At 65.6% G+C, this 25,427-nt stretch carries 23 protein-coding genes; 6 read left to right on the forward strand and 17 right to left on the reverse strand.

Annotated elements, in window-relative coordinates:
* Positions 1–4: 4 nt before the first annotated feature.
* Positions 5–1,783 carry an acyl-CoA dehydrogenase family protein gene (locus ILT44_RS01490; protein ID WP_239467835.1) on the reverse strand — a complete coding sequence of 593 codons (1,779 nt, stop codon included), beginning with the start codon at positions 1,781–1,783 and terminating at the stop codon, positions 5–7.
* A 125-nt stretch (positions 1,784–1,908) separates the two neighbouring features.
* Here ILT44_RS01490 and ILT44_RS01495 point away from each other — a divergent pair, with 125 nt between their 5' ends.
* Positions 1,909–2,880: an L-threonylcarbamoyladenylate synthase gene (locus ILT44_RS01495; protein ID WP_239467845.1), complete on the forward strand. Its 972-nt coding sequence runs from the start codon at positions 1,909–1,911 to the stop codon at positions 2,878–2,880.
* Positions 2,881–3,001: 121 nt separating this feature from the next.
* Here the strand turns inward: ILT44_RS01495 and wrbA are convergent, their stop codons facing one another.
* Positions 3,002–3,604 (reverse strand): NAD(P)H:quinone oxidoreductase, encoded by a 603-nt coding sequence (gene wrbA / locus ILT44_RS01500; protein WP_204237784.1) that lies wholly within the window; start codon positions 3,602–3,604, stop codon positions 3,002–3,004.
* Between the two features lie 169 nt (positions 3,605–3,773).
* Here wrbA and ILT44_RS01505 point away from each other — a divergent pair, with 169 nt between their 5' ends.
* Positions 3,774–4,721, forward strand: a complete 948-nt coding sequence (locus ILT44_RS01505; protein ID WP_204237785.1) for a LysR family transcriptional regulator — start codon at positions 3,774–3,776, stop codon at positions 4,719–4,721.
* 128 nt (positions 4,722–4,849) lie between these two features.
* Here the strand turns inward: ILT44_RS01505 and acuI are convergent, their stop codons facing one another.
* The 5 genes from acuI to ILT44_RS01530 form a co-directional block, all read right to left on the reverse strand.
* Positions 4,850–5,836: an acrylyl-CoA reductase (NADPH) gene (gene acuI, locus ILT44_RS01510; protein WP_204237786.1), complete on the reverse strand. Its 987-nt coding sequence runs from the start codon at positions 5,834–5,836 to the stop codon at positions 4,850–4,852.
* A gap of 84 nt (positions 5,837–5,920) precedes the next feature.
* Positions 5,921–7,162, reverse strand: a complete 1,242-nt coding sequence (locus ILT44_RS01515; protein ID WP_204237787.1) for an MFS transporter — start codon at positions 7,160–7,162, stop codon at positions 5,921–5,923.
* Between the two features lie 143 nt (positions 7,163–7,305).
* Positions 7,306–8,718, reverse strand: coding sequence for a M10 family metallopeptidase (locus ILT44_RS01520; RefSeq protein ID WP_204237788.1), 1,413 nt, complete (start codon positions 8,716–8,718; stop codon positions 7,306–7,308).
* An 88-nt stretch (positions 8,719–8,806) separates the two neighbouring features.
* Positions 8,807–10,066 carry a cell wall hydrolase gene (locus tag ILT44_RS01525; RefSeq protein WP_204237789.1) on the reverse strand — a complete coding sequence of 420 codons (1,260 nt, stop codon included), beginning with the start codon at positions 10,064–10,066 and terminating at the stop codon, positions 8,807–8,809.
* 205 nt (positions 10,067–10,271) lie between these two features.
* Complete coding sequence (locus ILT44_RS01530; protein ID WP_239467846.1) at positions 10,272–11,117, reverse strand: helix-turn-helix domain-containing protein; 846 nt, start codon at positions 11,115–11,117, stop codon at positions 10,272–10,274.
* Positions 11,118–11,243: 126 nt separating this feature from the next.
* On the opposite strand from ILT44_RS01530, the gene ILT44_RS01535 reads away from it, so the two are divergent.
* Positions 11,244–11,645 carry a hypothetical protein gene (locus ILT44_RS01535; RefSeq protein ID WP_204237791.1) on the forward strand — a complete coding sequence of 134 codons (402 nt, stop codon included), beginning with the start codon at positions 11,244–11,246 and terminating at the stop codon, positions 11,643–11,645.
* Positions 11,646–11,708: 63 nt separating this feature from the next.
* On the opposite strand, the gene ILT44_RS01540 is transcribed toward ILT44_RS01535, so the two are convergent.
* The 7 genes from ILT44_RS01540 to ILT44_RS01570 form a co-directional block, all read right to left on the reverse strand.
* Positions 11,709–12,065, reverse strand: a complete 357-nt coding sequence (locus ILT44_RS01540; RefSeq protein ID WP_204237792.1) for a GFA family protein — start codon at positions 12,063–12,065, stop codon at positions 11,709–11,711.
* Between the two features lie 18 nt (positions 12,066–12,083).
* Positions 12,084–12,362, reverse strand: a complete 279-nt coding sequence (locus ILT44_RS01545) for a hypothetical protein (protein WP_204237793.1) — start codon at positions 12,360–12,362, stop codon at positions 12,084–12,086.
* Positions 12,359–15,037 (reverse strand): pyruvate, phosphate dikinase, encoded by a 2,679-nt coding sequence (ppdK, locus tag ILT44_RS01550; protein ID WP_204237794.1) that lies wholly within the window; start codon positions 15,035–15,037, stop codon positions 12,359–12,361. Before ppdK ends, ILT44_RS01545 begins: the two co-directional genes overlap by 4 nt.
* A gap of 291 nt (positions 15,038–15,328) precedes the next feature.
* On the reverse strand, positions 15,329–15,967 hold the full coding sequence (locus ILT44_RS01555; protein WP_239467836.1) for a L,D-transpeptidase: 639 nt from the start codon (positions 15,965–15,967) through the stop codon (positions 15,329–15,331).
* A gap of 165 nt (positions 15,968–16,132) precedes the next feature.
* Complete coding sequence (gene glyS, locus ILT44_RS01560) at positions 16,133–18,388, reverse strand: glycine--tRNA ligase subunit beta (RefSeq protein ID WP_204237795.1); 2,256 nt, start codon at positions 18,386–18,388, stop codon at positions 16,133–16,135.
* 43 nt (positions 18,389–18,431) lie between these two features.
* On the reverse strand, positions 18,432–19,373 hold the full coding sequence (locus ILT44_RS01565) for a glycine--tRNA ligase subunit alpha (protein ID WP_239467837.1): 942 nt from the start codon (positions 19,371–19,373) through the stop codon (positions 18,432–18,434).
* 122 nt (positions 19,374–19,495) lie between these two features.
* Positions 19,496–20,380 carry a S49 family peptidase gene (locus tag ILT44_RS01570; protein ID WP_204237796.1) on the reverse strand — a complete coding sequence of 295 codons (885 nt, stop codon included), beginning with the start codon at positions 20,378–20,380 and terminating at the stop codon, positions 19,496–19,498.
* A 161-nt stretch (positions 20,381–20,541) separates the two neighbouring features.
* Here ILT44_RS01570 and ILT44_RS01575 point away from each other — a divergent pair, with 161 nt between their 5' ends.
* On the forward strand, positions 20,542–20,871 hold the full coding sequence (locus tag ILT44_RS01575) for a hypothetical protein (protein WP_204237797.1): 330 nt from the start codon (positions 20,542–20,544) through the stop codon (positions 20,869–20,871).
* A 66-nt stretch (positions 20,872–20,937) separates the two neighbouring features.
* On the opposite strand, the gene ILT44_RS01580 is transcribed toward ILT44_RS01575, so the two are convergent.
* Together ILT44_RS01580 and ILT44_RS01585 are read right to left on the reverse strand one after the other, a co-directional pair.
* Positions 20,938–21,678 (reverse strand): tRNA1(Val) (adenine(37)-N6)-methyltransferase, encoded by a 741-nt coding sequence (locus ILT44_RS01580; protein WP_204237798.1) that lies wholly within the window; start codon positions 21,676–21,678, stop codon positions 20,938–20,940.
* Positions 21,671–21,895, reverse strand: a complete 225-nt coding sequence (locus ILT44_RS01585) for a putative signal transducing protein (protein WP_204237799.1) — start codon at positions 21,893–21,895, stop codon at positions 21,671–21,673. Before ILT44_RS01585 ends, ILT44_RS01580 begins: the two co-directional genes overlap by 8 nt.
* Before the next feature lie 109 nt (positions 21,896–22,004).
* On the opposite strand from ILT44_RS01585, the gene ILT44_RS01590 reads away from it, so the two are divergent.
* Complete coding sequence (locus ILT44_RS01590; RefSeq protein WP_204237800.1) at positions 22,005–23,024, forward strand: polyprenyl synthetase family protein; 1,020 nt, start codon at positions 22,005–22,007, stop codon at positions 23,022–23,024.
* A gap of 358 nt (positions 23,025–23,382) precedes the next feature.
* Positions 23,383–24,189, forward strand: coding sequence for a MetQ/NlpA family ABC transporter substrate-binding protein (locus ILT44_RS01595; RefSeq protein ID WP_204237801.1), 807 nt, complete (start codon positions 23,383–23,385; stop codon positions 24,187–24,189).
* A 125-nt stretch (positions 24,190–24,314) separates the two neighbouring features.
* Here ILT44_RS01595 and ILT44_RS01600 read toward each other — a convergent pair whose 3' ends face one another.
* Positions 24,315–25,187, reverse strand: a complete 873-nt coding sequence (locus ILT44_RS01600) for a 4-(cytidine 5'-diphospho)-2-C-methyl-D-erythritol kinase (protein ID WP_204237802.1) — start codon at positions 25,185–25,187, stop codon at positions 24,315–24,317.
* Positions 25,188–25,427 lie beyond the last annotated feature (240 nt).

Below are 25,427 nucleotides of genomic sequence, written 5' to 3' on the forward strand. Positions count from 1 at the left end.
GGGATCAGCTCGCGAGTGCCAGGGTTGCGTCCTGCAGGAAGCCTGCACCGCTCATGACCGTTTCTTCCAAGCCCTTCGCGCCGACCGCAATGTTTTCGGCAAAGAAGCGGCAGAGTGCGATGCGGCCGGCATGCGCCGGATCGGTATCGCCGCCGGCGGCCTGCGCATTCGCAGCCAATGCCATCTCGGCGAGAGCGGCTCCGCCCTGCGCGAGAGCGAAAAGCCGCAGGTAGGGCGTTGCGCCGGCAAGCGCCTCCCCCTGCGCGTTGGAGGAGAGCGTCTGCAGCAGATGGCTCGTCGCCCGGTCGAGGCTCTCGATGGCATCGCGCAGGCGCGGCGCGGTGGCGCCGAAAGCGGGCGTGTTCTCCTTCAGGAGGCGCGCGAGCGTGGCGCGCATGGCGGCAATCTGCGCCCGCACGGTCTCGCCGCCGGAGAGCGGCAGCTTGCGGGTGACGAGATCGATGGCCTGGATGCCGTTGGTGCCCTCGTAGATCGGCGCAATGCGCGCGTCGCGGAAGTGCTGCGCCGCGCCGGTCTCCTCGATGAAGCCCATGCCGCCATGGACCTGAACGCCGAGGGACGCCACCTCCACGCCGATATCGGTCGAGAAGGCCTTCGCCACCGGCGTGAGCAGCGAAGCGCGCTCGTTCGCTTTCTTCCGGCGCGCCGGGTCGTCTTCCAGATGCGCACGGTCGATGGCCTCGGCGGTCATATAGCAGATCGCCCGCGCTGCCGCAGTCAGCGCCTTCATGGTGAGCAGATTGCGCTGCACGTCCGGATGCACGGCAATCGGGCTCATGCCTTCCGCGGCACCGATGGCGCGGCCCTGCCTGCGCTCGTTGGCATAGGCGAGCGCCTGCTGATAGGCGCGCTCCGCAATCGCCACGCCCTGCAGACCGACCGCGAGGCGGGCGTTGTTCATCATCGTGAACATGCAGGCGAGGCCGCGGTTCTCCTCGCCGACGAGCCAGCCGACGGCGCCGCCATTGTCGCCGAAGATCATGGTGCAGGTGGGCGAGGCGTGGATGCCGAGCTTGTGCTCGATGGAGTGGCAGCGCACGTCGTTGCGCGCGCCGTCGGGCAGGAATTTCGGCACGAGGAACAGCGAGATGCCGCGGGTGCCGGCGGGTGCATCCGGCAGGCGCGCCAGCACGAGGTGGATGATGTTGTCGGTGAGATCGTGCTCGCCGTAGGTGATGAAGATCTTCTGGCCCGTGACCCTGTAGGTGCCGTCACCCACCGGTTCGGCGCGCGAGCGCAGGGCGGCGAGATCGGACCCCGCCTGCGGCTCCGTGAGATTCATCGTCGCCGTCCACTCACCGGAGACGAGCTTTTCCAGGTAGCGGCTCCTGAGATCCTCCGTGCCGTGCCGAACCAGCGCCTCGATGGCGCCCATGGTGAGCACGGGCCCGATGCCGAAGGCCATGGAGGCGGCATTCCACATCTCGACGCAGGCCGAGTTGAGCAGGGTCGGCAGGCCCTGGCCGCCGTATTCCACCGGGCCGGGCAGCGCGTTCCATCCGGCTTCGGTCCAGCCCTTGTAGGCCTCCTTCCAGCCGGGAGCGGTGGTGACGGCGCCATCCCTCAAAGTCACACCATGCTTGTCGCCCTCCCGGTTAAGGGGCGCGATCACGTCGTTGGCGAACCGGCCCGCCTCCTCCAGGATGGTCTCGGCCAGGTCCGTGGAGAGGTCGCCATAGACGCCGTCCGCCACGGCGCGGTCGAGCCCTGCCACATGCCGCATGGTAAAGATGATGTCGGGGACGGGCGCGCGGTAGGTCATCAGCGGTTCCTCTCAGGGCCAAGGGCTTTTCATGTTGACGCGTGTTCTCGCGCCGTTAAACCCGCCCGGCAAGGGGATTTTCCCCACGGGCAAGGGATAGTTTAGACGTGAACGATCTTGGGTCAATGCGCCAAACGCAGCGTCTGACGTCGGATGAGACCGGTCTTGCCCATGCGGCCGGGATCCTGCGCCGCGGCGGCCTCGTGGCCTTCCCCACGGAGACCGTCTATGGCCTCGGGGCAGATGCGACGAATGCCGAAGCGGTCGCCGGCATCTATGAGGCCAAGGAGCGCCCGAGCTTCAACCCCCTGATCTCCCATCTGGACAGCTTCGAATCCGCTCAAGGGCAAGGCATGTTCGACGAGACGGCCCGGCGCCTGGCGGAGACGTTCTGGCCCGGCCCGCTGACCTTGGTGGTACCGGCGGCGCCCACCTGCACGATCTCCGATCTCGCCCGCGCAGGTCTCGACAGCGTAGGCCTTCGCGTGCCGGCCCATCCGCTCGCCCATGCGCTCCTGCAGCGGACCGGCCGCCCGGTCGCCGCGCCCTCCGCCAACCGTTCCGGCCGGGTGAGCCCCACCGATGCGGATCACGTCCTCGGCGATCTCGACGGGCGCATCGATGCGGTGCTCGACGGCGGAGCATCGCAGGTGGGCCTGGAATCGACGATCATTGCCTGCCTTGGCGGCACGCCCCGCCTGCTCCGCCCGGGCGGCGTGCCGCGGGAGGCGATCGAGGCGCTAATCGGCATGAGGCTTGAGGACGGACCGGAAGGCGGCCGCAATCCGCTCGCCCCCGGCATGCTCGCCTCCCATTACGCACCACGGGCGCAGGTGCGCCTGAATGCGGCGAGCGTCGAGGCCGATGAAGCCGTGCTGCTGTTCGGCTCGGAGGCTCCGCAGGGCGTCGAATCAGCGCGCACCGTGCTGAACCTCAGCGAAAACGGCGACCTCGTGGAGGCCGCCGCTCATCTGTTTTCCTATCTGAGGCAGCTCGATGCGTCAGGAGCCGCCACCATTGCCGTGAGCCCGATTCCCGAGAAGGGCCTGGGCGAGGCCATCAACGACCGCCTGAGACGCGCCGCGGCGGAGCGGTAGATCCCGCTCTCATAGACCGAATGTCATCACCGGCCTTGTGCCGGTGATCCCGACTGCATGAGGCGCGGCGTTCTTCCAATCGAGATGGCCGGGACAAGCCCGGCCATGACGTGAGAGACTCTTACTTCGCGGCGAGCTTCGCGGCGATCTGGGCGACGTGCTTGCCCTGGAAGCGGGCGCCGTCGAGATCGATCTCGGTCGGCTGGCGCGAGCCGTCGCCACCAGCCACCGTCGAAGCGCCGTAGGGCGAGCCGCCGCGGATCTGGTCGACACCCATCTGGCCCTGGAAGGAGTAAGGCAGGCCGACCACCACCATGCCGTGGTGCAGGAGCACCGGCAGCGTGGTGAGGATGGTGGCCTCCTGGCCGCCGTGCTGGGTGGCGGTCGAGGTGAAGACCGAGCCGACCTTGCCGATGAGCTTGCCCTGCGCCCACAGACCGCCCGTCTGGTCGAGGAAGTTCTTCATCTGCGCGGTCATGGTGCCGTAGCGGGTCGGCGTGCCGAAGATGATTGCATCGTATTCCGGCAGTTCCTCGACGGTCGCGATCGGAGCCTTCTGGTCGGTCTTGTAGTGGGCCGCCTGAGCGATCTCGGCGGGCACGAGCTCCGGCACGCGCTTCACGACGACTTCGGCGCCGGCCTCGCGGGCGCCCTCGGCCGCGGCATAGGCCATCTGCTCGATATGCCCCCAGGACGAATAATAAAGAACCAGAACCTTGGCCATGTGAACTCCGATTGCTTGGGTTAAGACGCAGACCAGCTCTCCCGAGCCTCTTTTCACAAGAGACTGGGACTATACTGCTCCGCAGGTGATGACCTCCAAGAGGATAAGCTTTCTTCCCTGCAAAACCAGTGTTAGATGTGCAGGAGTTCTCTTGCGTGAATGCAAACCCATGAGCAAGCAGCAGCATCTCGACTGGGACGATTTCCGGCTCGTGAAGATCATCGCGGAAGCAAATGGCCTCGCCGGCGCCGCCGAGCGTCTTGCGGTCAATCACTCGACGGTTTTCCGACGGCTCGGCCAGATGGAGGAGAACCTCGGGGTCAAGCTTTTCGAGCGGCACCGGACCGGCTACGTGCTGACCGCGGCCGGCGAGGAAATGATGGCTCTCGCCGAGCAGATGGACGAGAACGTCACCGCCTTCACCCGCAAGCTCGCGGGCCAGGCGGTCGCTCCCGCGGGCGAGTTGCGCGTCACCACCAACGATACCCTGCTCGTCCACCTTCTGACGCCGATCTTCGCCCGCTTCATCAAGGCCTGTCCCGAGATGCGGCTCGACGTCGTTCTCGCCAACCAGGCGCTGAATCTCTCGAAGCGGGATGCGGATGTGGCGATCCGGGCCACGGACGATCCGCCCGAGACGCTGGTCGGCCGGCGGGTGGCGACAATCGCCTGGGCGATCTATGGCCGGGTGGCGGACTTTCCGGATGTGAAGGGCCCGGAGGATGTCACCATCGCCGATCTCTTCGACCGGCACTGGGTCGCGCTGGGGGACAATCTGGCGACGCTCAAAGCGGCGCGCTTCGTGCGCGAGCACGTGGCGCCGGAGAACATCGTCTACAAGGTCAACACGGTGCTGGGCCTCGCCGAGTCGGTGGAGGCCGGGACCGGCATCGGTCCCCTGCCCTGCTTCATCGCCGATGCAAGCCCCAATCTCGTGAGGCTGGCGGACATCAACCCCGATTTCGCAGCCGGTTTGTGGCTCCTGACCCACCCGGACCTACGCCAATCAGCCCGCGTGCGGGCCTTCATGGACTTCATGGCCGCTGAGATCACCAAGCAGAAGAAGCGGATCGAGGGCGGCGGAGCGAAAATCGCCCTGCTCAACGGGGCCGGCTAGACGTTTGATACTTCGCGTCACCCTCCACGTCATCACGGGCCTTGTGCCGGTGATCCCGATTGGTGACGCGCCGCGCTTTTCAGCATCGGGATGGCCGGGACAAGCCGGCCATGACGTACGAGGGTTAGCTAGCCGATCTCCACCACCACCCGGCCCTTGATGCGGCCGGACACGATCTCCCGGCCCGCCTCGAGCACCCCATCGAGCGGGATGGTCGAGGTCATGGCCGCGAGCTTGCCATGATCGAGCTCGCGGGCGATCCGGTTCCAGGCCTCGAGCCGCAGCGCCTTGGGCGCCATCACCGAATCGACCCCGAGCAGGGACACGTTGCGCAGGATGAAGGGCGCGACGGTGGTGGGCAGGTCCATCCCGCCGGCCAAGCCGCAGGCCGCGATGGCGCCACCGTACTTCGTCATCGACAGGACATTGGCCAGCGTCGTCGAGCCCACCGTGTCGACACCCGCCGCCCAGCGCTCCTTGGCCAATGGCCGTCCGGGGCCGGTGAGTTCGCCGCGGTCAAGGATCTCGGCGGCTCCCAGGCCTTTCAGGTAATCCGCCTCCTCGGGCCGCCCGGTGGAGGCGATCACGTGCCATCCGGCCGTGGCGAGCAGCGCTACGGCCACCGAGCCCACCCCGCCGACGGCGCCGGTGACGATGGCAGGCCCGCGATCCGGACGGAGGCCATGACGTTCCAGCGCCATGAGGCAGAGCATGGCCGTATAGCCGGCCGTGCCGATGGCCATGGCCTGCTGCGGGGAAAGGCCTGCGGGGAGCGGGATCAGCCAGTCGCCCTTCACGCGGACCTTTTCCGCATAGGCGCCGAGATGGGTTTCCCCCAGGCCCCAGCCATTGAGGACGACGGCGTCGCCTGGCTTGAAGTCGGGGTTCGAGGATGCCTCGACGGTGCCGACGAGATCGACACCGGGGATCATCGGGAAGCGGCGCACCACCGGCGCCTTGCCGGTCAGCGCGAGCCCGTCCTTGTAGTTCAGTGTCGAATGCGACACGCGGACGGTCACGTCGCCGTCCATGAGATCCGCCTCATTGAACGCGCGGATCCCGACGCTCTGACCGGCTTCGGTCTTGTCGATGACGACAGCCTTGAATGCGCTCATTCCGATTCCTCCCGCACCCATTTGTGGCGCGGCGGAGGACGAGGGCAAGCGCCGGGCCGTTAGCCCTTCGCAGCAGATGTGCGCCTATTCTGCCGGCTGCAGCGCCGGCTCGCGCACGACCGGCTGCTCCTTGATCGGCAGGTTGATGAGAGCCGAGGCCAGTCCCAGCACGATCGAGAGCCACCAGACGGCACTGTAGTTGCCGTTGATCTCGTAGAGCAGCCCGCCGAGCCACACGCCGAGGAAGCCGCCGACCTGGTGCGAGAAGAAGGCGAAACCGTAGAGCATGGCCATGTAGCGGGTGCCGAACATCAGCATGACGAGGGACGATGTCGGCGGCACGGTCGAGAGCCAGAGCACGCCGATGGAGATGCCGAACAGGATCGAGGTGACGGGCGAGGCCGGGATCAGGATGAAGGCCGTGATGGCCACCGAGCGACCGAGATAGATCCAGGCGAGCAGCCAGCGCTTCGACATGCGGGTGGACAGCCAGCCCGAGGCGAGCGAGCCGACCGCATTGGCGAGACCGATGGTGGCCAGCGTCCATCCGCCGACGGCGGCCGAGAGGCCGGCATCCTTCAGGTAGGCCGGCAGGTGCACGGTGATGAAGGCGAGCTGGAAGCCGCAGGTGAAGAAGCCGAGCACCAGCAGCACGTAGGAGCGGTGCTTGAAGGCTTCCGCGAGGGCCTGGCGGATCGACTGGTTCGGCACTGCCGCCGGTCCGGCCTGAGGGGAATCGCCGGTGGCCCGCGTCGCAAGAGCCAGCGCCAGGGGCATGACGAGGAGGACGCTGGCGGCGAAGACCAGCAGCGCCTGCTGCCAGCCGAAAGACTCGATCAGCACGTTGCCGATGGGCGGAAACAGGAACTGGCCGAAGGATCCCGCTGCGGTTCCGGCGCCGAAGGCCATGGGCCGCCACTTCTCCGGCAGGAGCTTGCCGAAGGCGCCGAGCACCAGGTTGAACGAGCAGCCGGAGAGGCCGAAGCCGATGAGCACGCCGGCGCCCACATGCAGCAGGCCGGGCGTGGTCGCATAGGCCATGACGACGAGGCCGAGGGCATAGAGCAGAGCGCCCACGCAGAGCACCCGGAACGCGCCGAACCGATCCGCCACGGCACCTGCGAAGGGCTGCCCGACGCCCCAAAGCAGGTTCTGGATCGCGATGGCGAAGCCGAAGGTGTCCCGGCCCCAGCCGTATTCCGTGATCATGGGCAGCTGGAACAGCCCCGACGATGCCCGGGGCCCGAAGGTGATGAGGGCAATGAGGCAGCCGCAAACGACGATGATTTCCGGGGAGACGCGGGAGCGGGCGGGCGATGCGGACATGGTCACGGCCTCAAGGCGGACGATTGGGAGCGCACATTATCCCAAGTCCCGCATCAGCAGAATTGAAAGTTTGTCGCCTTTGGTATGAGGCTTTGTGATGGGTTCGGAGGACTCGGAGCCACCATCGGCCTCTGTTCCATGCTTCAGATGACGAAGATATCGGCCGCGCTCATCTTGGTCTTGTTCGTCAGAACGGCGATCTCGACCGCGCTCCTTTGCCCCGACCCGTCGGCATCGTAGTAGAGAATGCCCTTGGACTTGTTATAGATCAGGTAGTCGTCCCGATCGTCGGCCCTGCTCCCGACTTGGAAGTGCTTGCTTTTCAACGTCCCGGCCTTGCCGATCTTCGTGAAGACGGCATTCTCCAGGTGGATGGCATCGTATGTGCCGTTGAAATCGGAGATCCGGTCCAGATTTGTCGTCTTGCTGGGTTTCGCATTGAAGACGAAGGCATCGCTGCCCATGCCTCCACTCAAGGTGTCGCTTCCTGCTCCACCCATGAGAATGTCGTTTCCGGAATATCCCGACAGGCTGTCCTTGCCGGCATTGCCCTTCAGCGTGTTGGCTGCGTCATTGCCGTAGAGCTTGTCGTTGTAGCGCCCGCCTGCGGCGTTCTCAATCACCACCCCGTTGGCAATCGTGTAGCCGCCGGCGACATTCGCTTCGCGCGAGACGAACCCTCCCGCGTTGGGATCTCCAGTCCTCAAGGTGGCAGCCCGCAGATCGATCTGCACGTTTCCTGAAGCATTCGGGGCCGTAATGGTATCCTCTCCGCCGGCGTCCCAGATGCAGAACCAGCCTCGTTCATCGGCGAACAGGTTCCATGTCGGCAGGGTGTAGACGTTTTTGCTCGCACCTGTCGTCGCGTTCTTTCCATAGAGTGCCTGCAGGGCCGCAATGTCGAAGGCCCCGAGCCCCGCCTGATTACCGTAGGTCACATCGTAGGTGGCCCGGTCCCAGCCGGTATTGTACGACATGACAGTCCAGATCCCCTGGTTCAGGCCGTAGGTGCCCGGCGAGGAAGGGTCCGTGACACCGGGGAATTTCGTGCCACCCTCATCCCCGCCATCGTGTGGATGCGCCAGTCCCAAGCCGTGTCCGAGTTCATGCAGCACGGTGTTGAGGCCATCACCCCCGAAGTTCATATTGCTCCAGGAGGGCGTGGAGGGATCGAAATACCCCCAGGTCTGACTGCCGCTTGGCAATTCATGGATACCGAGCGTGTCGTCGCCGATAGCGGTCTTCCACCAGACGATGTCGGCCTCGCTTACTGAACTGGCGCGTTGGAACCTGAGGCCACAGACTCGCTCGTAGATAAAGGTCGCGTAGTCGAAGACGTCCTTTTCCGCGTCAGTCCAGTTCTGCGCCTGCGCTCCGCTGGTGAGGATTTCGCTCGGTCCATGGCGGCCGCTGGCTGCGTCGAAGTCACCGCTCTGGCCGAAATAGACCTTGATCGGCTCGCTGGTCGTATTCCAGGCCGTTCCGCCCCAGATCAGGGAATCCACATAGATATTTCCGTAGCCGGCACCCGGCACAGCGTTTCGGATCGTCGCCATCATTCCCTCGCCTTGGGACCTCGTACCCCAAGCTTTTAATACTTTATTACGTCTCTCCTAGTGCCGAAACGCACAGGCAAGGGATTTTTCAGGTCTGTCCGGGCTTGAGCTTGTAGAAGATGTGCCGGCCGATCACGTCCATCTTCTTCAGACGCCGTGCCCAGTAGGGTTTGACGTAGTCGGCGTGATAATGCGTGGCCCCACCCACATCGGCGAGATAGGTCTTGCCTTCGAGCACGGCGCTCGCCACGCGTGTTGCCCGGTTCCAGGATTCCGCATCGCGGATGCGCAGGGCCTTGCCTTCGCAGGCGAAGGTGAACTGGCAGGCGAGATGGCGGTGGCGGTTCTGATAGACCACGCCGCAGATACTGGACGGATAAAGCCCGCTCTTCACGCGGTTCAGCACCACCTGGGCGACCGCCGCCTGTCCTTCCACAGGCTCGCTGCGGGCCTCGTAATAGACCGCCTCCGCCAAGCAGCGCTGCTCCTTGCTCAAATTGTCCGGATCGATCAGGTCGGCATAGCGGGGCCGGTCCGGATCATCGCTCTTCGGCAGGATCGTCAGGTCGCTGCCGCCCCGATCGAGACGGAGCGACTGCAGGGAGACAGGGGCGGCAGCGATCTCGATGGGCGTAGCATCCATGGGAGCTGGCGTCGTCGAGGACAGGGCGACGGCGCGCTTGACCATGGGAGTCGTCGGGCTCGCCGAGGCCCCGGTCGAGCCGGCCGCGGCGGCGGCCGGGGACTGGACCGAAGTCGCCTGCTGCGTGGTGGTGTATTCCGGTGCCTGCCAGGGCTCGAACGCCTGCTCCATCTCGAACGCTTCGAGTTCGCCCTCCATGAGAACGGTCGGGGGCAGGAGGTTCTCATCCCGGCTGTAGAGCAGCTTGGCGCCTCCGGCCTGGTCGAGAGCCGGGCGCAGCTGCTTGGCGCGGCGGGAAAGGGTCGCGTGGGGCGGGACCAGCGGATTGCTCTTGAGGGAGCGATCGATGACGGCATCGGCCCCGGCATTGGCCTTGCGGTCTGCCTTGAGGGGCTCGGAATCAGCCGATTCATCCGGCAGATCGTAACGCGGCAGGGAGCGGAGAATATCGCGTTCGATCCCGAACTTGCCGCCCGTGATGGAGGCGCCGGTTGGCGGAACAAGCGCCGTGTCGGCGATCCGGGCGGTTGCGCTGCGAGGGGCGAAGCTCACGCCCGAATAGAGATCGTTGCTCGCCGATGCCGTGAACGAGATCAGCAGGCCGGTCGCCAGGGCCCACGGAGCCGTCGTGGCGCAGATCCATTTCACCCGAGATCGACGATATGGAAGACGCACGCGCAACACCTGCAAAAAACTCGTGACCATTGCGGAGCATCCAGCAGGAGGGCTCCGATGGCTTAAAGTTATCGGGGGTTAAGGTTGATGGGTGGTTAAAGGCGAGCGTCGGACCCAAAAGTGGACTCGCACTTTTGGGTCCGACGCTCCTTCTTTGATGAGGGCCTCGTTCGGAGCGGAACCGGAGGTCCGCGTCACTGACGCAGCCCTCCGGATCCGCACGACGCGGCCCGGCCTATCCGGCGACTGCGGCAGCCCGACGCTTTTCGGCCAGGCGCCCCAAGGCGGCGACCGTTTCCGGATCGGCCGGGAAGAAGGCCTCGATGGCGAGTTCGGACAGGGTCACGTCCACCGGCGTGCCGAAGATCGTGGTGGTGCTGAAGAGAGTCAGCACGCCTTCCTCCGTGAGGAGCTGGAGCGGCACGACGATGCCGGCATAGTCGTGGCCGGCCTTGGGACCTCGCGCGGCGGCATCCGGCGTCGGATAGGAGCGCAGCTCTTCAATCAAGGCGGCGAGCGCTGCATCCCCCGTTGCATCGACCTGGCCACGCAGGCGATGGACCAGATGGTTGCGCCATTCCGTGAAATTGACGATGCGCCGCGCGAGGCCCGCGGGATGGATGCTCAGGCGCAGCACATTGACGGGCGGTTTCATCAGGGCCGGATCGACATCGCCGATGAGCGACACGAGCGCATCGTTGGCTGAGACCAGCGACCAATGCCGGTCGACGGCGAGCGCCGGATAGGGATCGTGCCCTCTCAGGACGAGATCCACCGCCTGGCGCATGCTGGCGAGAGCCGGATCATCGAGGGAGCGCTGAGAATAGACCGGTGCATAGCCGGCCGAGACCAGCATGATGTTGCGCTCACGCAGGGGCATGTCGAGCTTCTCCGCAAGCAGCAGCACCATCTCGCGGCTCGGCTGCGAGCGGCCCGTCTCGAGGAAGCTCAGATGCCGCGTGGAGATCTCGGCTTCGAGAGCGAGGTCCATCTGGCTCATGCGCCGGCGCTGGCGCCACTCGCGCAGGAAATCGCCGAGATGCGGAGTGCTGTTCACGGTTTGGGGGCTCGCGGTTTTCATGAGCGGACCATAGCGCGAGACGAGTGCATCTTCCATGACCTCGGAGGTAATCGACGGCGCTCCCTGCTCACGCGATCCTTCATCCACGGTTGAGGCAATCAGCCGGTGAATGACAAGGAGCTTGCCATGTTGACGATCCATTCCTCCCCGCTTCTTCGCCAGGCTCTCGTGGCCGATGCCGCCACCAGCGCCGCCTTCGGCCTGCTGGTGCTGATCGGCGCCGGCCCCTTAAGCAGCATCCTCGGACTGCCGGAGATGCTGCTGCGCATCGCAGGCGTCGCACTCCTGCCCTATGCAGGCTTCATCGGCTGGCTCGGCGTGCGAGAAGAAATCCAGAAGCCCATCGCCTGGGCCGTGGTGCTGGGCAACGCCCTCTGGGTGGCGGACAGCATCCTGCTCCTGGCGAGTGGCTGGGTGTCGCCGACGAGCGCAGGCTATGCCTTCGTGGTTGCGCAGGCAATCGTGGTGCTGATGTATGCGGAGTTCCAGTATGTGGGCCTGCGGCGGTCGCAGGAAGCGGTGGTTTGATCGCACATACATCGCGCTTCATCCCGGATCTGCGCTGCGCTTCGTCCGGGATGACGCCGTAGGTCAGCCGCGCAGATCCCGCCCATTGAAGGGCACCGGCTTGATCGCCGAGAGGTCCACCGCCTCCAGGCAGCGCACGTTGATCGCGGCCATGGCCTCGCCCGTCGGCTGCTTGCCTTCACCGAAGGTCGACGTGCCGCAGGTGGAGCAGAAGCGGTGCTGGATCGTATGGGTGTTGAAGGTGTAGGTGGCGAGGTCCTCCTCGCCCCGGATCATGGTCAAGGCTCCGCGCGGCACGAAGGTCAGGAGATAGCCGTTGCGACGGCAGATCGAGCAGTTGCATTCGATGATCTGTTCGAGATCCGTCTCGACCTCGTACGCGACCTTGCCACAATGGCAGGAGCCCTTGTGCAGCGCCATCATTCCCCCCGTTTATTGTCAGGCCGCGAACGCTACCATCGCCGTCACGATCAGGCCAGCGCCGAGCACGGCCACGAAGCGGTCGCCCATGGTCAGCGGCTCCACCCTGCCCTGCGCCGCCATCTGGCCGATGACGAGATCGAGCACCAGGGAAACGGCGAAGGGCCAGGCGGCAGGCGGTACGGCGAGCTGCTGCAGATGGGGCTGCCGCGCCACGATGAGGCCGATCACGATGCCGGAGACCAGCACCGCGGCGATGTAGAGCAGGCGCCCGCGCGACAGAGCCATTTGTTTCAAGCCTGACTCGCGGCCTTGCTGCCGAGCGCCGCCTGCGCAGCGGCAAGGCGCGCGATCGGCACGCGGTAGGGCGAGCACGACACGTAGTCGAGCCCCGTCGCTTCGCAGAAGTGGATCGAGGCCGGATCGCCGCCGTGCTCGCCGCAGATCCCGAGCTTGATGTTCGGCCTCGTTTTCTTTCCGCGCTCCACGGCGAGCCTGACGAGCTCGCCCACGCCCTCCTGGTCGATGGTGACGAAGGGATCGGCGGGCAGGATGCCCTTCTGGGTGTAGGGACCCAGGAACGAGGCTGCGTCGTCTCGCGAGATGCCGAGCGTGGTCTGGGTCAGATCGTTGGTGCCGAAGGAGAAGAACTCCGCCGATTCCGCGATCTCACCGGCGCGCAGCGCCGCGCGCGGCAGCTCGATCATCGTGCCGACCTGATACTCGATGGCGACGCCGCTTTCCGCCTTCACGGCTTCCGCCATGGCGACGATGCGCTCCTTCACGAGGTCGAGCTCCGGCTTCGTCATCACGAGCGGCACCATGATCTCCGGCACCACGGGCCGGCCGGTCGTCCTGCCGGCTTCCACCGCCGCTTCGAACACGGCGCGCGCCTGCATCTCGGCGATCTCGGGATAAGCCACCGCGAGACGGCAGCCGCGGAAGCCGAGCATCGGGTTGAACTCGTGCAGCTCGCGGGCGCGGTGCCTGAGCTTGTCGACGGAGGCGTTCATGGCCTTCGCCACCTCCTGCATCTCCTCTTCCGAATGCGGCAGGAACTCGTGCAGCGGCGGATCGAGCAGGCGGATCGTGACCGGCAGTCCGCTCATGATCGTGAACAGCTCGACGAAGTCCTTGCGCTGCATCGGCAGCAGCTTGGCGAGCGCCGCGCGGCGGCCCGCCTCGTCGTCGGAGAGGATCATCTCGCGCACAGCGACGATGCGATCGCCTTCGAAGAACATGTGCTCCGTGCGGCACAGGCCGATGCCTTCAGCACCGAAGGAGCGCGCGGTCTTGGCGTCGAGCGGCGTCTCCGCGTTGGCGCGCACCTTCATGCGGCGCACCTTGTCGGCCCAGCCCATGAGGGTGGCGAACTCGCCGGACAGCTCCGGCTGCAGCATTTCCACCTGGCCCAGCAGCACCTGGCCGTTGGAGCCGTCGATGGTGACGATCTCGCCCTTCTTCAGCGTCTGGCCCGCCACCATGAGCGTCTGGGTCGCATAATCCACGCGGATCTGGCCGGCACCCGACACGCAGGGCTTGCCCATGCCGCGGGCGACCACCGCCGCGTGCGAGGTCATGCCGCCGCGGGTGGTGAGGATGCCCTCGGCCGCATGCATGCCGTGGATGTCCTCCGGCGAGGTCTCGACGCGCACAAGGATGACCTTGTGACCGGCCTTCTTGGCCGCTTCCGCATCGTCCGAGTTGAACACGATCTCGCCCGAGGCCGCGCCCGGAGAGGCCGGCAGGCCCGTGGCCAGGATCCTGCGCTCGGCTTTGGGGTCGATGGTGGGATGCAGCAGCTGGTCGAGGGCCGCCGGCTCCACGCGGGTGATGGCCTCCTCCTCGGTGATCAGGCCCTCGCTCGCCAGCTCCACCGCGATACGCAGCGCGGCTTTCGCCGTGCGCTTGCCGTTGCGGGTCTGGAGCATCCAGAGCTTGCCCTTCTCCACCGTGAATTCCATGTCCTGCATGTCGCGGTAGTGCTTCTCAAGAATGCCGTAGATGCGGCACAGCTCGCCATACGCATCCGGCATCGCGTTTTCCATCGACGGCTTGTCGGAGCCGGACGCGATGCGAGCCCTCTCGGTGATGTCCTGCGGCGTGCGGATGCCCGCCACCACGTCCTCGCCCTGGGCGTTGATGAGGAACTCGCCATAGAGCTCGCTCTCGCCAGTGGAGGGATTGCGCGTGAAGGCGACGCCGGTGGCCGAGGTCTCGCCCATGTTGCCGAACACCATGGCCTGCACGTTCACCGCCGTGCCCCAGCTCGCCGGGATGGCATGCAGCTCACGGTACTTGATGGCGCGGTTGTTCATCCAAGAGCCGAACACGGCCCCGATGGCGCCCCAGAGCTGCTCCTGCGGCTCCTGCGGGAAGGGTTTTCCCAGCTCCTTCTCGACCAGTGCCTTGTAGCGCGGCAAGATGGTCTTCCAGTCCTGGGCGGTCATGTCCGTGTCGAGGCTGTAGCCCTTGCGGTCCTTGAACTCGTCGAGGATCTCCTCGAAGTGATGATGCTCGATATCGAGCACCACGTTGGAATACATGGTGATGAAGCGGCGGTACGAGTCATAGGCGAAGCGCTCGTCGCCCGCGCCCTTGGCCAACGCTTCGACGGTCACGTCGTTGAGGCCGAGGTTGAGCACCGTATCCATCATGCCGGGCATGGAGGCGCGGGCGCCGGAGCGCACGGAGACCAGAAGCGGGTTCTCGGCATCGCCGAAGGTGCGGCCCGTGAGGCGGCCGACGTAAGTGAGGGCCTTCTCGACCTGGGCCTTGAGTTCGTTCGGATAGGAGCGGCCGTGGTCGTAGTAATAGGTGCAGACCTCGGTGCTGATGGTGAAGCCTGGCGGCACCGGCAGGCCCAGGTTGGACATCTCGGCAAGATTCGCCCCCTTGCCGCCCAGCAGGTTCTTCATCCCCGCTTGGCCCTCGGCCTTACCGTCCCCGAAGGTATAGACCCACTGCGTCATCGCTCGATCCCTTGGCTCAGAAAACGCCCTGCTGCAGCGCAGGTGTTGGCTTGAAACATGTGGAGCCCAAACGCAAGCTGAACAGCCGAGGTTCCGGGAAAATTCAGAGGGGCAGACATTTGGGTAGCCGGAGTCTCTTCCCTCCCCGTCATCCCCGGACTTGTTCCGGGGATCCACGTCCTAAAACACGACACAAGACGTGGATGGCCGGGGCAAGCCCGGCCATGACGATAAACCAAACAAAAATGGCCGGGAGATGCCCGGCCATCGTGATCTTTCATGAATCCGGGGTCACACCCGGTACTGCCCGTTGCGCTTCACGTAGACCGTGGTGCCCACGGGGACGCGCTCGTAGAGGTCAGCGACGTCCTCGTTGAGCATGCGCACGCAGCCGGAGGAGACCTGCTCGCCGATGCTCCAGGGCTCGTTGGTGCCGTGGATGCGGAACAGCGTATCGGCGCCGTTCTGGTGCAAGTAGAGGGCGCGGGCGCCGAGCGGGTTGTTGAGGCCGGCTTCCACGTAGCGCGGCAGTTCGGGCTTGATGCCGACCATGGTCTTGGTGGGCGACCAGTTGGGCCATACGCCCTTGCGGCCGACGGTCGCGACGCCCCGCCAGGAGAAGCCCTGCCTGCCGACGCCGACGCCGTAGCGGATCGCCTTGCCCTCGGGCTGGACGAGATAGAGCATGCGCTCGTCGATATCGACCACGATGGAGCCCGGCTTCTCGGAGCCTTTGTACTCCACCGTCTGGCGGGCGTATCTCGCGTCCATCCTGCGGCGGTCGACCAGCGGGATGTTGTGAGGCTGGTCGGGGATCGAACCGACATACCAATTGTCATCGTCCATCGAGGCGACGGGCTGTTGAGCGGTCTGGCAGGCGGCAAGAGGCGCGCCCAGGAGAGCGGCGATCAGGAGGCGTCGAATCATCATCGGTCTTCTGAATGGAATCGGTTGCCGTCTACCTAGGGCCTGAGAGCCGCGTTGGCTGTGCCCCTCAGGCAACACCTTAATCTGAATTAACCTATGAGGGCGGTCCCATGCGCGTGGTGCAACCCTCATCGGTTATGGCATCACATTGTCCGGGACCGTACGGGATTATCCCTCGATGCGAGAGAAGTCGGCTACCGTGCGGGTCGCCTCGCGGATGCTGTTGAGAAGCCGCAGGCGGTTGGCCCGAAGCGCCGGATCCTCCGCGTTCACGGTCACCTTGTCGAAGAAGGCGTCCACGGGCTGGCGCAGGCGGGACAGGGCGCGCATCGCCCCCTCGAAATCCTCCGCTTCGACCGCAGCGGCGGCTTCGCGCTTCGCCCCATCGAGCACCACGGCGAGCGCCTTCTCCTCGATCTGCCCCTGGTCGTTCACGATCTGGAGATCGGGCGCCTCGTTGTAGGCGCGCCCGTCCTTCTTCTCCTCGATGCGCAGGATGTTCGCGGCGCGGCGATAGCCGGCGAGCAGATTCCGCCCATCCTCCGTGTCGAGGAAGCGGCCGAGCGCCTCCACGCGGCGGACGATCATGAGCAGGTCGTCCTGGCCTTCGAGCGCGAATACGGCATCGATGAGATCGTGACGCGCGCCCTTGTCGCGGAGATAGACTTTCAGGCGGTCGGCGAAGAAGGAGAGGAGATCGAGCGCACGCACATACATGATGCGTGCAAGGCTCTCGGCATTCCCCAGCTGCCGTTGCCGGAAGATGGATTCGAGGTCCGGAAGGGTCGGGTGAGACACGAGCCCGGCAATGGCACTGTCGTCGATGGCCTCGACGAGTTTCTTGGCCTGCAGGAACTCCTCGAATAGGACGTCCTTCGCGTCGCGGGCGAATGGCTTCGCGAGCAGAGAGATCAGCGGCAGCTTGAGATTGTTCTCCAGCACCAGTCGGATCACACCCAACGCCGCGCGGCGCAGCGCATAGGGATCCTTCGATCCCGTCGGCTTGTCGTCGATGGCCCAGAAGCCCACGAGGGTGTCGATCTTGTCGGCCAGCGCCACTGCAACGGACACAGGATCGGTCGGCACGCGATCGGACGGGCCGAGTGGCTTGTAGTGTTCTTCGATGGCAGCTGCAACGGAAGTATGCTCGCCCTGCAACGTCGCGTAATAGCGGCCCATGAGGCCCTGCAGCTCGGGGAACTCGCCCACCATCTCGGTGACGAGATCGGCCTTGGCGAGGCGCGCGGCGCGCTCCGCCAGTGCAGGATCGGCGCCGACGATGGAAGCCAGTTCTTTGCTGAGCGCCGCGATGCGTTCCACGCGCTCGTATTGCGTGCCGAGCTTCTCATGGAACACGATGGTCTTCAGCTTCTCGAGCCGGTCTTCCAGCTTCACCTTCTGGTCCGTCTCCCAGAAGAACTTCGCGTCGGAGAGGCGCGCGCGCACCACGCGCTCGTTGCCGCCGACGATCGTCTTGCCGCCGTCGCTGGCGATGAGATTGGAGGTCAGCAGGAACTTGTTGGAGAGTTTTCCGGTATTCGGATCGCGCAGCACGAAGCATTTCTGATTGGCGCGGATCGTGGTGCGGATCACCTCCGGGGGGATGTCCAAAAAGGCTTCGTCGAAGGAGCCCATGAGCACCACAGGCCATTCCACGAGACCAGCGACCTCCTCCAGCAACCCCTCGTCCTCGAGGAGCTCGAGCCCCTGCGCGAAGGCGAGGTCCTTCGCGTCGTGCAGGATCATGTCCTTGCGGCGGTCCGTGTCGATCACGACCTTGGCGCGCTCCAGAGCCCGCGCGTAATCGTCGAAACGCTTCACGCGGATTTCGCCCGGCGCGAGGAAGCGGTGACCCATCGTGACGTCGCCCGATCCGATGCCCTCGACATTGAAGCGCACTACCTCAGGATCCTCGGTCTCGGGCCCGAAGGTGCAGACGATGGAATGGAGCGGACGCACCCAGCGCAAGCTGCCCGGCTCACGCGAGGCCGCGCCCCAGCGCATGGATTTCGGCCATGGGAATGTCTTGATGATCCCCGGCAGGATCTCCGCCAGCACGTCGGGCGTCGAGCGGCCGGGCTTCTCGATGATCGCGACGTAGAACTCGCCTTTCTTCGGATCGCTCTCGATCCTCGCCTGCCCGATGGAGGAAAGCCCCGCCCCTTTCAGGAAGCCCTGGATCGCCGCATCCGGCGAGCCGACGCGCGGCCCTTTGCGCTCCTCGCGCACGTCCTGGCCCTTCACGGGCAGGCCTGCGATATGCAGCGCCAGACGGCGTGGCGTCGCGAAGGCCTTGGCGCCCTCGTAGAGGAAGCCGCGCTCCACGAGCGCGTCGGTGACGAGCTTCTTCAGATCCTCCGCCGCACGGCGCTGCATGCGGGCGGGGATTTCTTCGGAAAAGAGTTCGAGGAGGAGATCGGGCATGGGAGAACTTTTTATCTGAGTGGCGAACGGGAGAGCGAAGCGGTCAAGCCGCCACGCCTCCGCCCTCTGTCTTCAGCCATGCCGCGCCGCAGGCTTTCGCCAGCTCGCGGACGCGCAGGATGTAGCTCTGGCGCTCGGTGACGGAGATCACGCCGCGGGCGTCGAGCAGGTTGAACATGTGGCTGGCCTTGATGCACTGGTCGTAGGCCGGCAGCGCCATGAGGTGGCGCTGGTCGTTGACGTCGGGCTTCGGCTCGCCGGCTTCTAGATACTTGCGGCAGGCCAGTTCCGCATCGCGGAAGTGCCGGAACAGCATGTCGGTATCGGCATGCTCGAAGTTATGACGGGAATATTCCTGCTCGGCCTGCAGAAACACCTCGCCGTAGGTGACCTTCTCGACGCCCTCGAGGCCGTTGAAGTTGAGGTCGTAGATCGACTCGACGCCCTGCAGGTACATGGCGAGGCGCTCGAGGCCATAGGTCAGCTCGCCCGCCACGGGAGAGCACTCGAAGCCCGCCACCTGCTGGAAGTAGGTGAACTGAGACACCTCCATGCCGTCGCACCAGCATTCCCAACCGAGCCCCCAGGCGCCCAGCGTCGGGCTCTCCCAGTCGTCCTCGACGAAGCGGATGTCGTGGAGCGCGGTGTCGATGCCGATCGCCTTCAGGGAGCCGAGATAGAGCTCCTGCAGGTTCGGCGGGTTCGGCTTCAGAATGACCTGGAACTGGTAATAGTGCTGGAGGCGGTTCGGATTCTCGCCATAGCGACCGTCCTTCGGGCGGCGGGAGGGCTGCACATAGGCCGCGCGCCAGGATTTCGGACCCAGAGCCCGCAGGGTCGTCGCCGGGTGGAAGGTGCCCGCACCGACCTCCATGTCGTAGGGCTGGAGGATGACGCAGCCCTGTTCGGCCCAGTAGCGCTGGAGCGTGAGGATCAGGCCTTGGAAAGAGCGCGCAGGGTTCATGTGCGCGGGTTCGCTCGTCATGTCAGCGTCCGGTTTGTCTCGAAAATGTCAGCCGAACCCTTGGGATGGCGGGCGCTTCAAGTCAAGCGTTGGGGGACGCTCTCGCCGTCATGGCCGGACTTGTTGCGGCCATGACGGCGCTCTTATAGTCCCAATCGCGCCCAGGCGGACCTCTCCTCCAGGGTGCCGACGATCTCGCCCGGATCGATCAGGCTGCTCTGGCCCAAGGGTCGGCGACCCAGCAGGCGGCCCAGGAGCGGTGGACGGGCCGGCTCGATCATGCGGAACCGCACCTTCTCGCCGAAGCGCTGACGCATGACGGAGCGGATGTCGCCGAGGCCGTCGACGAGGCCGAGATCGACCGCCTCCGCCCCGACCCAGAAGGCGCCGGAGAAGAGATCGTCGTAGGAATCGTTGAGCTTCTCGCCCCGGCGGCTGCGGACGAGATCGACGAAGACATCGTGGATCTTGTGCTGAAGCCCCTTCAGGCGCACCACGTCATCCGGGTTCTCGGGCCGGAACGGATCGAGCATGGCCTTGCTCTTGCCGGCGGTGTGCACCCGCCGCTCGATGCCGAGACGCTCGATCAGCTCATGGAAGCCGAAACTCGCGGAGACGACGCCGATGGAGCCGACGATGGAGGCCGGATCGGCATAGATCTCGTCCGCCGCGCAGGCGATCATGTAGCCGCCGGAGGCCGCCGCATCCTCGACGAAGGCGATGACGGGAAGCTTCTTCTCTTCCGACAGGCTGCGGATCCGCTTGAAGATCAGGTGCGACTGCGCCGCCGAGCCGCCCGGCGAGTTGATGACGAGGGCCACCGCCTTCGCGCCCGGCACGGAAAAGGCGCGCTCCAAGAGGGGCGCCACGCTGGACATGGCAAGCCCCGAGCGCAGGGGCATGATGGCGCCGATGGGGCCGGACAGGCGCAACACGGGCACGATGGGATGGGCGTATGTGCGGTACTTGGCCGGAAGAAGGAACTGCAGACGCGCGGGGAGCATGGAGAGGAGGGATTTTTGAGCCATGGCCTCTATGTAGGGTGCACGGCCCGGCTTCCCAAGATGAACATCCCGTTAGGGAATTCGTTGGCCTTCGTTCAGCTACGATGGGTTAAACCCTCATCATGAAGAAGAGCCCTGCCCGGCTCCGGATCAGCCGGAACCGAGGCGGAGGCAAGGAGAGAAGAATGCGTAAGCTGGTTTTTGGTCTTCTTGGTTTTGCGGCCCTCGGCTTCGGCGCCCTCTCGGCGCAACCGGCCGAGGCCCAGCCCTACTATCCGGGCTACGGCTATGGCTATCGCCCGGTGGTCGAGCGCTATTATGGCCGTCCGCGGCCCGTCGTGAGCGTGCAGTACCGCCGTCCCTACCGCGAGTACCGGCCTTATGGCGCCTATCGCCCGGTCCGCACGGCCCGGCGCTGCTGGGTCGAGCGCCGGCCGGTCCGGACCGCCTATGGTTGGGTGCGCCGTCCGGTGGAGGTCTGCCGCACGGCGGCCAGACCCTACTACCGCTATTGACAACAAGGGCGCCGGATGGCGCCCTTGTTTATAGGGGGTTCCTCGGGCGCCGAAAGGCGCCCTTCTTCATAGGAGGGTGGCCTCGCCCCGGTGCAGCGCCTCGGCTTCAGGGGTGAAGCGCCCATCGGAGCCATTGAGGATCAGGGGCGGCAAGACGGTCAACGGAGCCCGGCTGCCCTTGACGCCGGAGAGCAGGAAGCGGATCGCCGGCCGGTCGGCGCCAGGATGAACGAAGCGAAGCTCCACGCCGCCGAGCCCTTTTCCCAAGATTTCGAGGCATTCGGCCACCCTCTCGGCCCGGTGGATCATCACGAGCCGACCCTTGGGCCTCAAGAGCCCCGTGCACGCCTTCAGCCACGCCTCCAGCCCGCCCGCCGGCAGGGCATGCGCCGCCGCCCTCCCCTGGTCGGGCGAGATCCGGGCCTGCCCCTCCTCCAGGAAGGGCGGGTTGGTGAGGACGAGATCGGCGCTCTCCGGCATCAGGCCGGCGGCATGACGCGAGGCCCTGTCCAGCACGTCGGCGATGACGACCTCCCCGTGCACCCCGTTGTCTCGGCAGTTCCGGCGGCAGAGCTCGGCGAGGGCGGGGTCGCGCTCCACGAAGATGAAGCGCCCATCGGGCTCCCGGGCGGCGGCCATCAACCCGACCGCGCCCGTGGCAGCGCCCACATCCACCACGATATTTCCGGGCTTCACAGGAGCCGAAGCTGCGAGCAGCACCGCATCGGTGCCGGCGCGGTGCCCCTTGGCAGGCTGGATCAGGCGCACGCGCCCGCCGAGCAGTAAATCCTGCGTGACCTCAGCCATGGCGCAGCTCTGCAGCGAGACCCGCGTCGGCGATCAGGCGGCGGGCCTGCGCCAGATGATCGTCAGGCACAAGAATGCGGCGTGGGAAGACCCCGATCATACCTTCCAGGGCGCTCATATGCGTATCCGCCACCAGAACGGGGATATTGGCGTTTTCGAGCAGGGATTGTAGGAAGCCGACCAGAACGAGATCGTTGGTACGGACGATTTCGACCATCGGCTTGAGATCCTTCCCGTGCGGTAAGCGTTTGCATTGCAGCATGGAAAGTGCCATGCCAGTTCATATTCCTACCGGCCATCCCGGCCGGCAACCCGGGTCGTGATACGTGGGCGTCGTCGTTCCGTTCGAAGACAAGCATCCCGAGAAGAATGCGAGCATCGAGACGCTCGTGTCCCTTGTGGCCTCCGACATGGAACGGGTCAATGCGATGATTCTGTCGCGCACGGGCTCCGAGGTCACGATGATCCCGGAGGTGGCGAACCACCTCATCTCATCGGGCGGCAAGCGCCTGCGCCCCATGCTGACGCTCGCGACCGCCGGGCTCTCCGGCTACCGGGGCGACGGCCATGTGAAGCTCGCGGCCGCCGTCGAGTTCATGCACACCGCCACCCTGCTCCATGACGACGTGGTGGACGAGAGCGACATGCGCCGCGGCAAGATCGCCGCCCGAATCAAGTGGGGCAACGAGGCGAGCGTGCTCGTCGGCGACTTCCTCCTCGGGCAGGCCTTCCGCATGATGGTGGAGGTCGGTTCCTTGCGCGCCCTCGACATCCTCTCCGCCGCCGCGACCGTGATCGCCGAGGGCGAAGTGATGCAGCTCGCCGCCGCCAAGAACACAGAAACAACGGAAGACGAATACCTCGCCGTGATCCGCGGCAAGACGGCGGAACTCTTCGCCGCCGCCTGCGAGGTCGGCCCCGTGATCGCCGGCCGGCCCAAGGCCGAGCAGGCCGCCTGCCGCTCCTACGGCATGAATCTCGGCATCGCCTTCCAACTCGTGGACGACGCCCTCGATTACGGCGGCGAGGCCGCGACCCTGGGCAAGAACGTCGGCGACGATTTCCGCGAGGGCAAGATCACGCTTCCCGTCGTCCTCTCCTTCCGCCGCGGAACGGATGAGGAGCGCGCGTTCTGGAAGCGGGTGCTGGAGCAAGGTGAGATCGAGAATGCGGACCTCGAACAGGCCATCGCCATCATGCGCCGCCACCGGGCGCTGGAGGACACCGTCGAGCGCGCCCGCCACTACGGCGCCATGGCCCGCGACGCGCTGGCGCTGTTCCCGTCGGGGCCCATGAAGCAGGCGCTCCTCGATGCGGTCGACTTCTGCATCGCCCGCGCTCATTGAGCATAACAGATCTGTTCTTTTTACAGAACAGAATGATTGACAGAAAAATCATCTTCTATAGAAACACACCTGTCCTGAGGCGGTCCCCTCCACCTCAAGGCCGCGGCGATTTGAGACGAGCAGCTTGCCCCGCGTGACCAAAGGCTAAAGCGCCACGGGCGATTCCCGCCTCGTGGTTCACGAGGATCGACGCGTCATGATGCGCATGTGCCCCATCTCCGAACTTCGATGTCCGCAACGGCTCGCGCCGCTCTGCAGAGACCATCGCATCGCTGCCTGAAATCCAGATCAACCGATCAAGCAACCCGTCCGGCTTCGTGCTGAGGCCGCAATGACCCTTGTCTGAAAGAGACCTGCCATGTCCGTTTTCACCCGTCGCACTCTTCTGGCCGCCACCGTCGCACTTGGCGCGGCTCTGACCACCGCCCTGCCCGTGGCAGCCCAGCAGAAGAGCATCAAGGTCGGCGTCATGTCCGGCGCTGAGGAAGAGGTGGCGCAAATCGTCAAGAAAGTCGCGGCCGGCAAAGGCCTGAACGTCGAACTCGTGCCCTTCTCCGACTACGCCCTCGTCAACGAGGCGCTGGAGCGCAAGGATCTCGACGCCAACGCCTTTCAGCACAAGCCCTATCTCGACGCGCAGATCGCCGGCCGCGGCTACAGGATCGTGCCCGTCGGCTTCACCTTCGTGCAGCCGATCGGTCTGTATTCGACCAAGGTGAAGTCCGTCGCCGACCTGCCCAAGGGCGCCAGGATCGGCATCCCGAACGATCCGAGCAACGGCGGCCGTGCGCTCAATCTCCTTGCGGCTCAGGGCGTGATCAAGATCAAGGAGGGGCAAGGCCTGTCGCCGAGCCTCCTCGACATCGCCGAGAACCCGAAGGGTGTGAAGTTCTCCGAGCTCGACGCCGCGCAGCTGCCGCGCGCGCTGCCGGATCTCGATGCAGCCGTGATCAACACCGATCATGCGCTCAATGCCGGTCTCGACATCCGCAAGGACACCATTGCGACTGAAAAGCGCGAGGGCAATCCTTACGCCAACTTCGTCGCCGCCCGCCAGGGTGACACGCGTCCGGAAATCAAGACCTTCGTAGAGGCCTACCAGTCGCCGGAAGTCGCGAAGTTTCTTGAAGAGCGCTTCAAGGGCGCCATCATCCCGGCGTGGTAAGCGGCCTCTAACAAACTCTGAAGTCATGGCCGGGCTTGTCCCGGCCATCTCGATAGGAAGGGCGCTGCGCCTTACTGAAGAACGATCACCGGCACAAGGCCGGTGATGACGGAAGAGAGTCGGATTTACCGCAGAATCGTCGCCTTCACCCACCAGTCCGGGCGCAGGCGGCGGATCTGCCGTCCTGCCTTGGCGGCCGCATCGCAATCGTCATAGAGCCCGAACACCGTCGCGCCCGAGCCGGACATGCGGGCCAGACGGCAGCCTGGCGTCTCCCGCATCAGGCCGAGCGCCTCGCCGATCACCGGCTCGACCTTGATGGCAGGTGGTTCGAGGTCGTTGCGGGTTTCCCGAAGCAGGGCGAGGAGCGCGTCAGATGAGGGCGCCTGAAGGGCTGGGTGAGCAGCGGCTGACAGCCCTTGCCCCGGCTGCAGCCCGAGGGCTTTGAACACGACAGGCGTCTCCACCGGCACGCGCGGGTTCACCAGCACGGCGAACAGGCGCGGCAGGCTCAGCGCCGGCCCCAGCTCCTCCCCTGCCCCGCGCATCATGCGGGCCCTCGGCTCCAGGCAGACCGGCACGTCGGCTCCCGTCAGGCGGGCCGCTTCCCGTAGCGCCGGATGCGACAGGGTCATGCCGTTGCGGCGGGCCAGGAGCCGCAGTGCCGCGGCGGCGTCCGAGGACCCGCCGCCGATCCCGGCCGCCACCGGCAGGCGCTTCGTCAGATGAAAGGTGCCGACCTTCAGGCCCTCCACGCGCTCGACAAGCAGACGGGCGGCCTTCAGGACGAGGTTGTCGGCATCGCTCCCGGCGAGCAGGGCCGTCGGGCCGCCGACCTCGAGGGCCAGGGCTCTAGCAGGCTCGAGCCGCAGATCGTCGCCTGTCCCGGCGAACATCACGAGACTTTCCAGGTCGTGATAGCCGTCGGCCCGGCGCCCGAGCACGTGCAGGGTCAGATTGATCTTGGCGGGCGCGCGGGTAGCAAGCGGCTGAGGCATGGCGCTTCCATGCCCGAGTGCGGAGCGGATGGGAAGAGTGACTGCGGCACGTCCAATTCCCTAGCCCCTCATCCTGAGGAGCAGACACAGTCTGCGTCTCGAAGGAGGCTCCAGTTAGCACTGGAGACGCCCTCGTCCTTCGAGACGGTCGCTGACGCGACCTCCTCAGGATGAGGGCTTAGTGTGTAGCCAATCTGAAAAGCATATGGCCGGGATGAACCCGGCCATGTCGTTGAAACC

The sequence above is a fragment of the Microvirga arvi genome (genome assembly GCF_016892765.1).
GTDB lineage: Bacteria > Pseudomonadota > Alphaproteobacteria > Rhizobiales > Beijerinckiaceae > Microvirga > Microvirga arvi.

Excerpts from the sequence above, each read along its gene's own strand:
- ILT44_RS01490 (WP_239467835.1), bottom strand. The coding sequence starts at position 1,783 with ATGACCTACCGCGCGCCCGTCCCCGACATCATCTTTACCATGCGGCAT.
- ILT44_RS01495 (WP_239467845.1), top strand. The coding sequence starts at position 1,909 with ATGCGCCAAACGCAGCGTCTGACGTCGGATGAGACCGGTCTTGCCCAT.
- wrbA (WP_204237784.1), bottom strand. The coding sequence starts at position 3,604 with ATGGCCAAGGTTCTGGTTCTTTATTATTCGTCCTGGGGGCATATCGAG.
- ILT44_RS01505 (WP_204237785.1), top strand. The coding sequence starts at position 3,774 with ATGAGCAAGCAGCAGCATCTCGACTGGGACGATTTCCGGCTCGTGAAG.
- acuI (WP_204237786.1), bottom strand. The coding sequence starts at position 5,836 with ATGAGCGCATTCAAGGCTGTCGTCATCGACAAGACCGAAGCCGGTCAG.
- ILT44_RS01515 (WP_204237787.1), bottom strand. The coding sequence starts at position 7,162 with ATGTCCGCATCGCCCGCCCGCTCCCGCGTCTCCCCGGAAATCATCGTC.
- ILT44_RS01520 (WP_204237788.1), bottom strand. The coding sequence starts at position 8,718 with ATGGCGACGATCCGAAACGCTGTGCCGGGTGCCGGCTACGGAAATATC.
- ILT44_RS01525 (WP_204237789.1), bottom strand. The coding sequence starts at position 10,066 with ATGGTCACGAGTTTTTTGCAGGTGTTGCGCGTGCGTCTTCCATATCGT.
- ILT44_RS01530 (WP_239467846.1), bottom strand. The coding sequence starts at position 11,117 with ATGAAAACCGCGAGCCCCCAAACCGTGAACAGCACTCCGCATCTCGGC.
- ILT44_RS01535 (WP_204237791.1), top strand. The coding sequence starts at position 11,244 with ATGTTGACGATCCATTCCTCCCCGCTTCTTCGCCAGGCTCTCGTGGCC.
- ILT44_RS01540 (WP_204237792.1), bottom strand. The coding sequence starts at position 12,065 with ATGGCGCTGCACAAGGGCTCCTGCCATTGTGGCAAGGTCGCGTACGAG.
- ppdK (WP_204237794.1), bottom strand. The coding sequence starts at position 15,037 with ATGACGCAGTGGGTCTATACCTTCGGGGACGGTAAGGCCGAGGGCCAA.
- ILT44_RS01555 (WP_239467836.1), bottom strand. The coding sequence starts at position 15,967 with ATGATGATTCGACGCCTCCTGATCGCCGCTCTCCTGGGCGCGCCTCTT.
- glyS (WP_204237795.1), bottom strand. The coding sequence starts at position 18,388 with ATGCCCGATCTCCTCCTCGAACTCTTTTCCGAAGAAATCCCCGCCCGC.
- ILT44_RS01565 (WP_239467837.1), bottom strand. The coding sequence starts at position 19,373 with ATGACGAGCGAACCCGCGCACATGAACCCTGCGCGCTCTTTCCAAGGC.
- ILT44_RS01570 (WP_204237796.1), bottom strand. The coding sequence starts at position 20,380 with ATGGCTCAAAAATCCCTCCTCTCCATGCTCCCCGCGCGTCTGCAGTTC.
- ILT44_RS01575 (WP_204237797.1), top strand. The coding sequence starts at position 20,542 with ATGCGTAAGCTGGTTTTTGGTCTTCTTGGTTTTGCGGCCCTCGGCTTC.
- ILT44_RS01580 (WP_204237798.1), bottom strand. The coding sequence starts at position 21,678 with ATGGCTGAGGTCACGCAGGATTTACTGCTCGGCGGGCGCGTGCGCCTG.
- ILT44_RS01585 (WP_204237799.1), bottom strand. The coding sequence starts at position 21,895 with ATGGTCGAAATCGTCCGTACCAACGATCTCGTTCTGGTCGGCTTCCTA.
- ILT44_RS01595 (WP_204237801.1), top strand. The coding sequence starts at position 23,383 with ATGTCCGTTTTCACCCGTCGCACTCTTCTGGCCGCCACCGTCGCACTT.
- ILT44_RS01600 (WP_204237802.1), bottom strand. The coding sequence starts at position 25,187 with ATGCCTCAGCCGCTTGCTACCCGCGCGCCCGCCAAGATCAATCTGACC.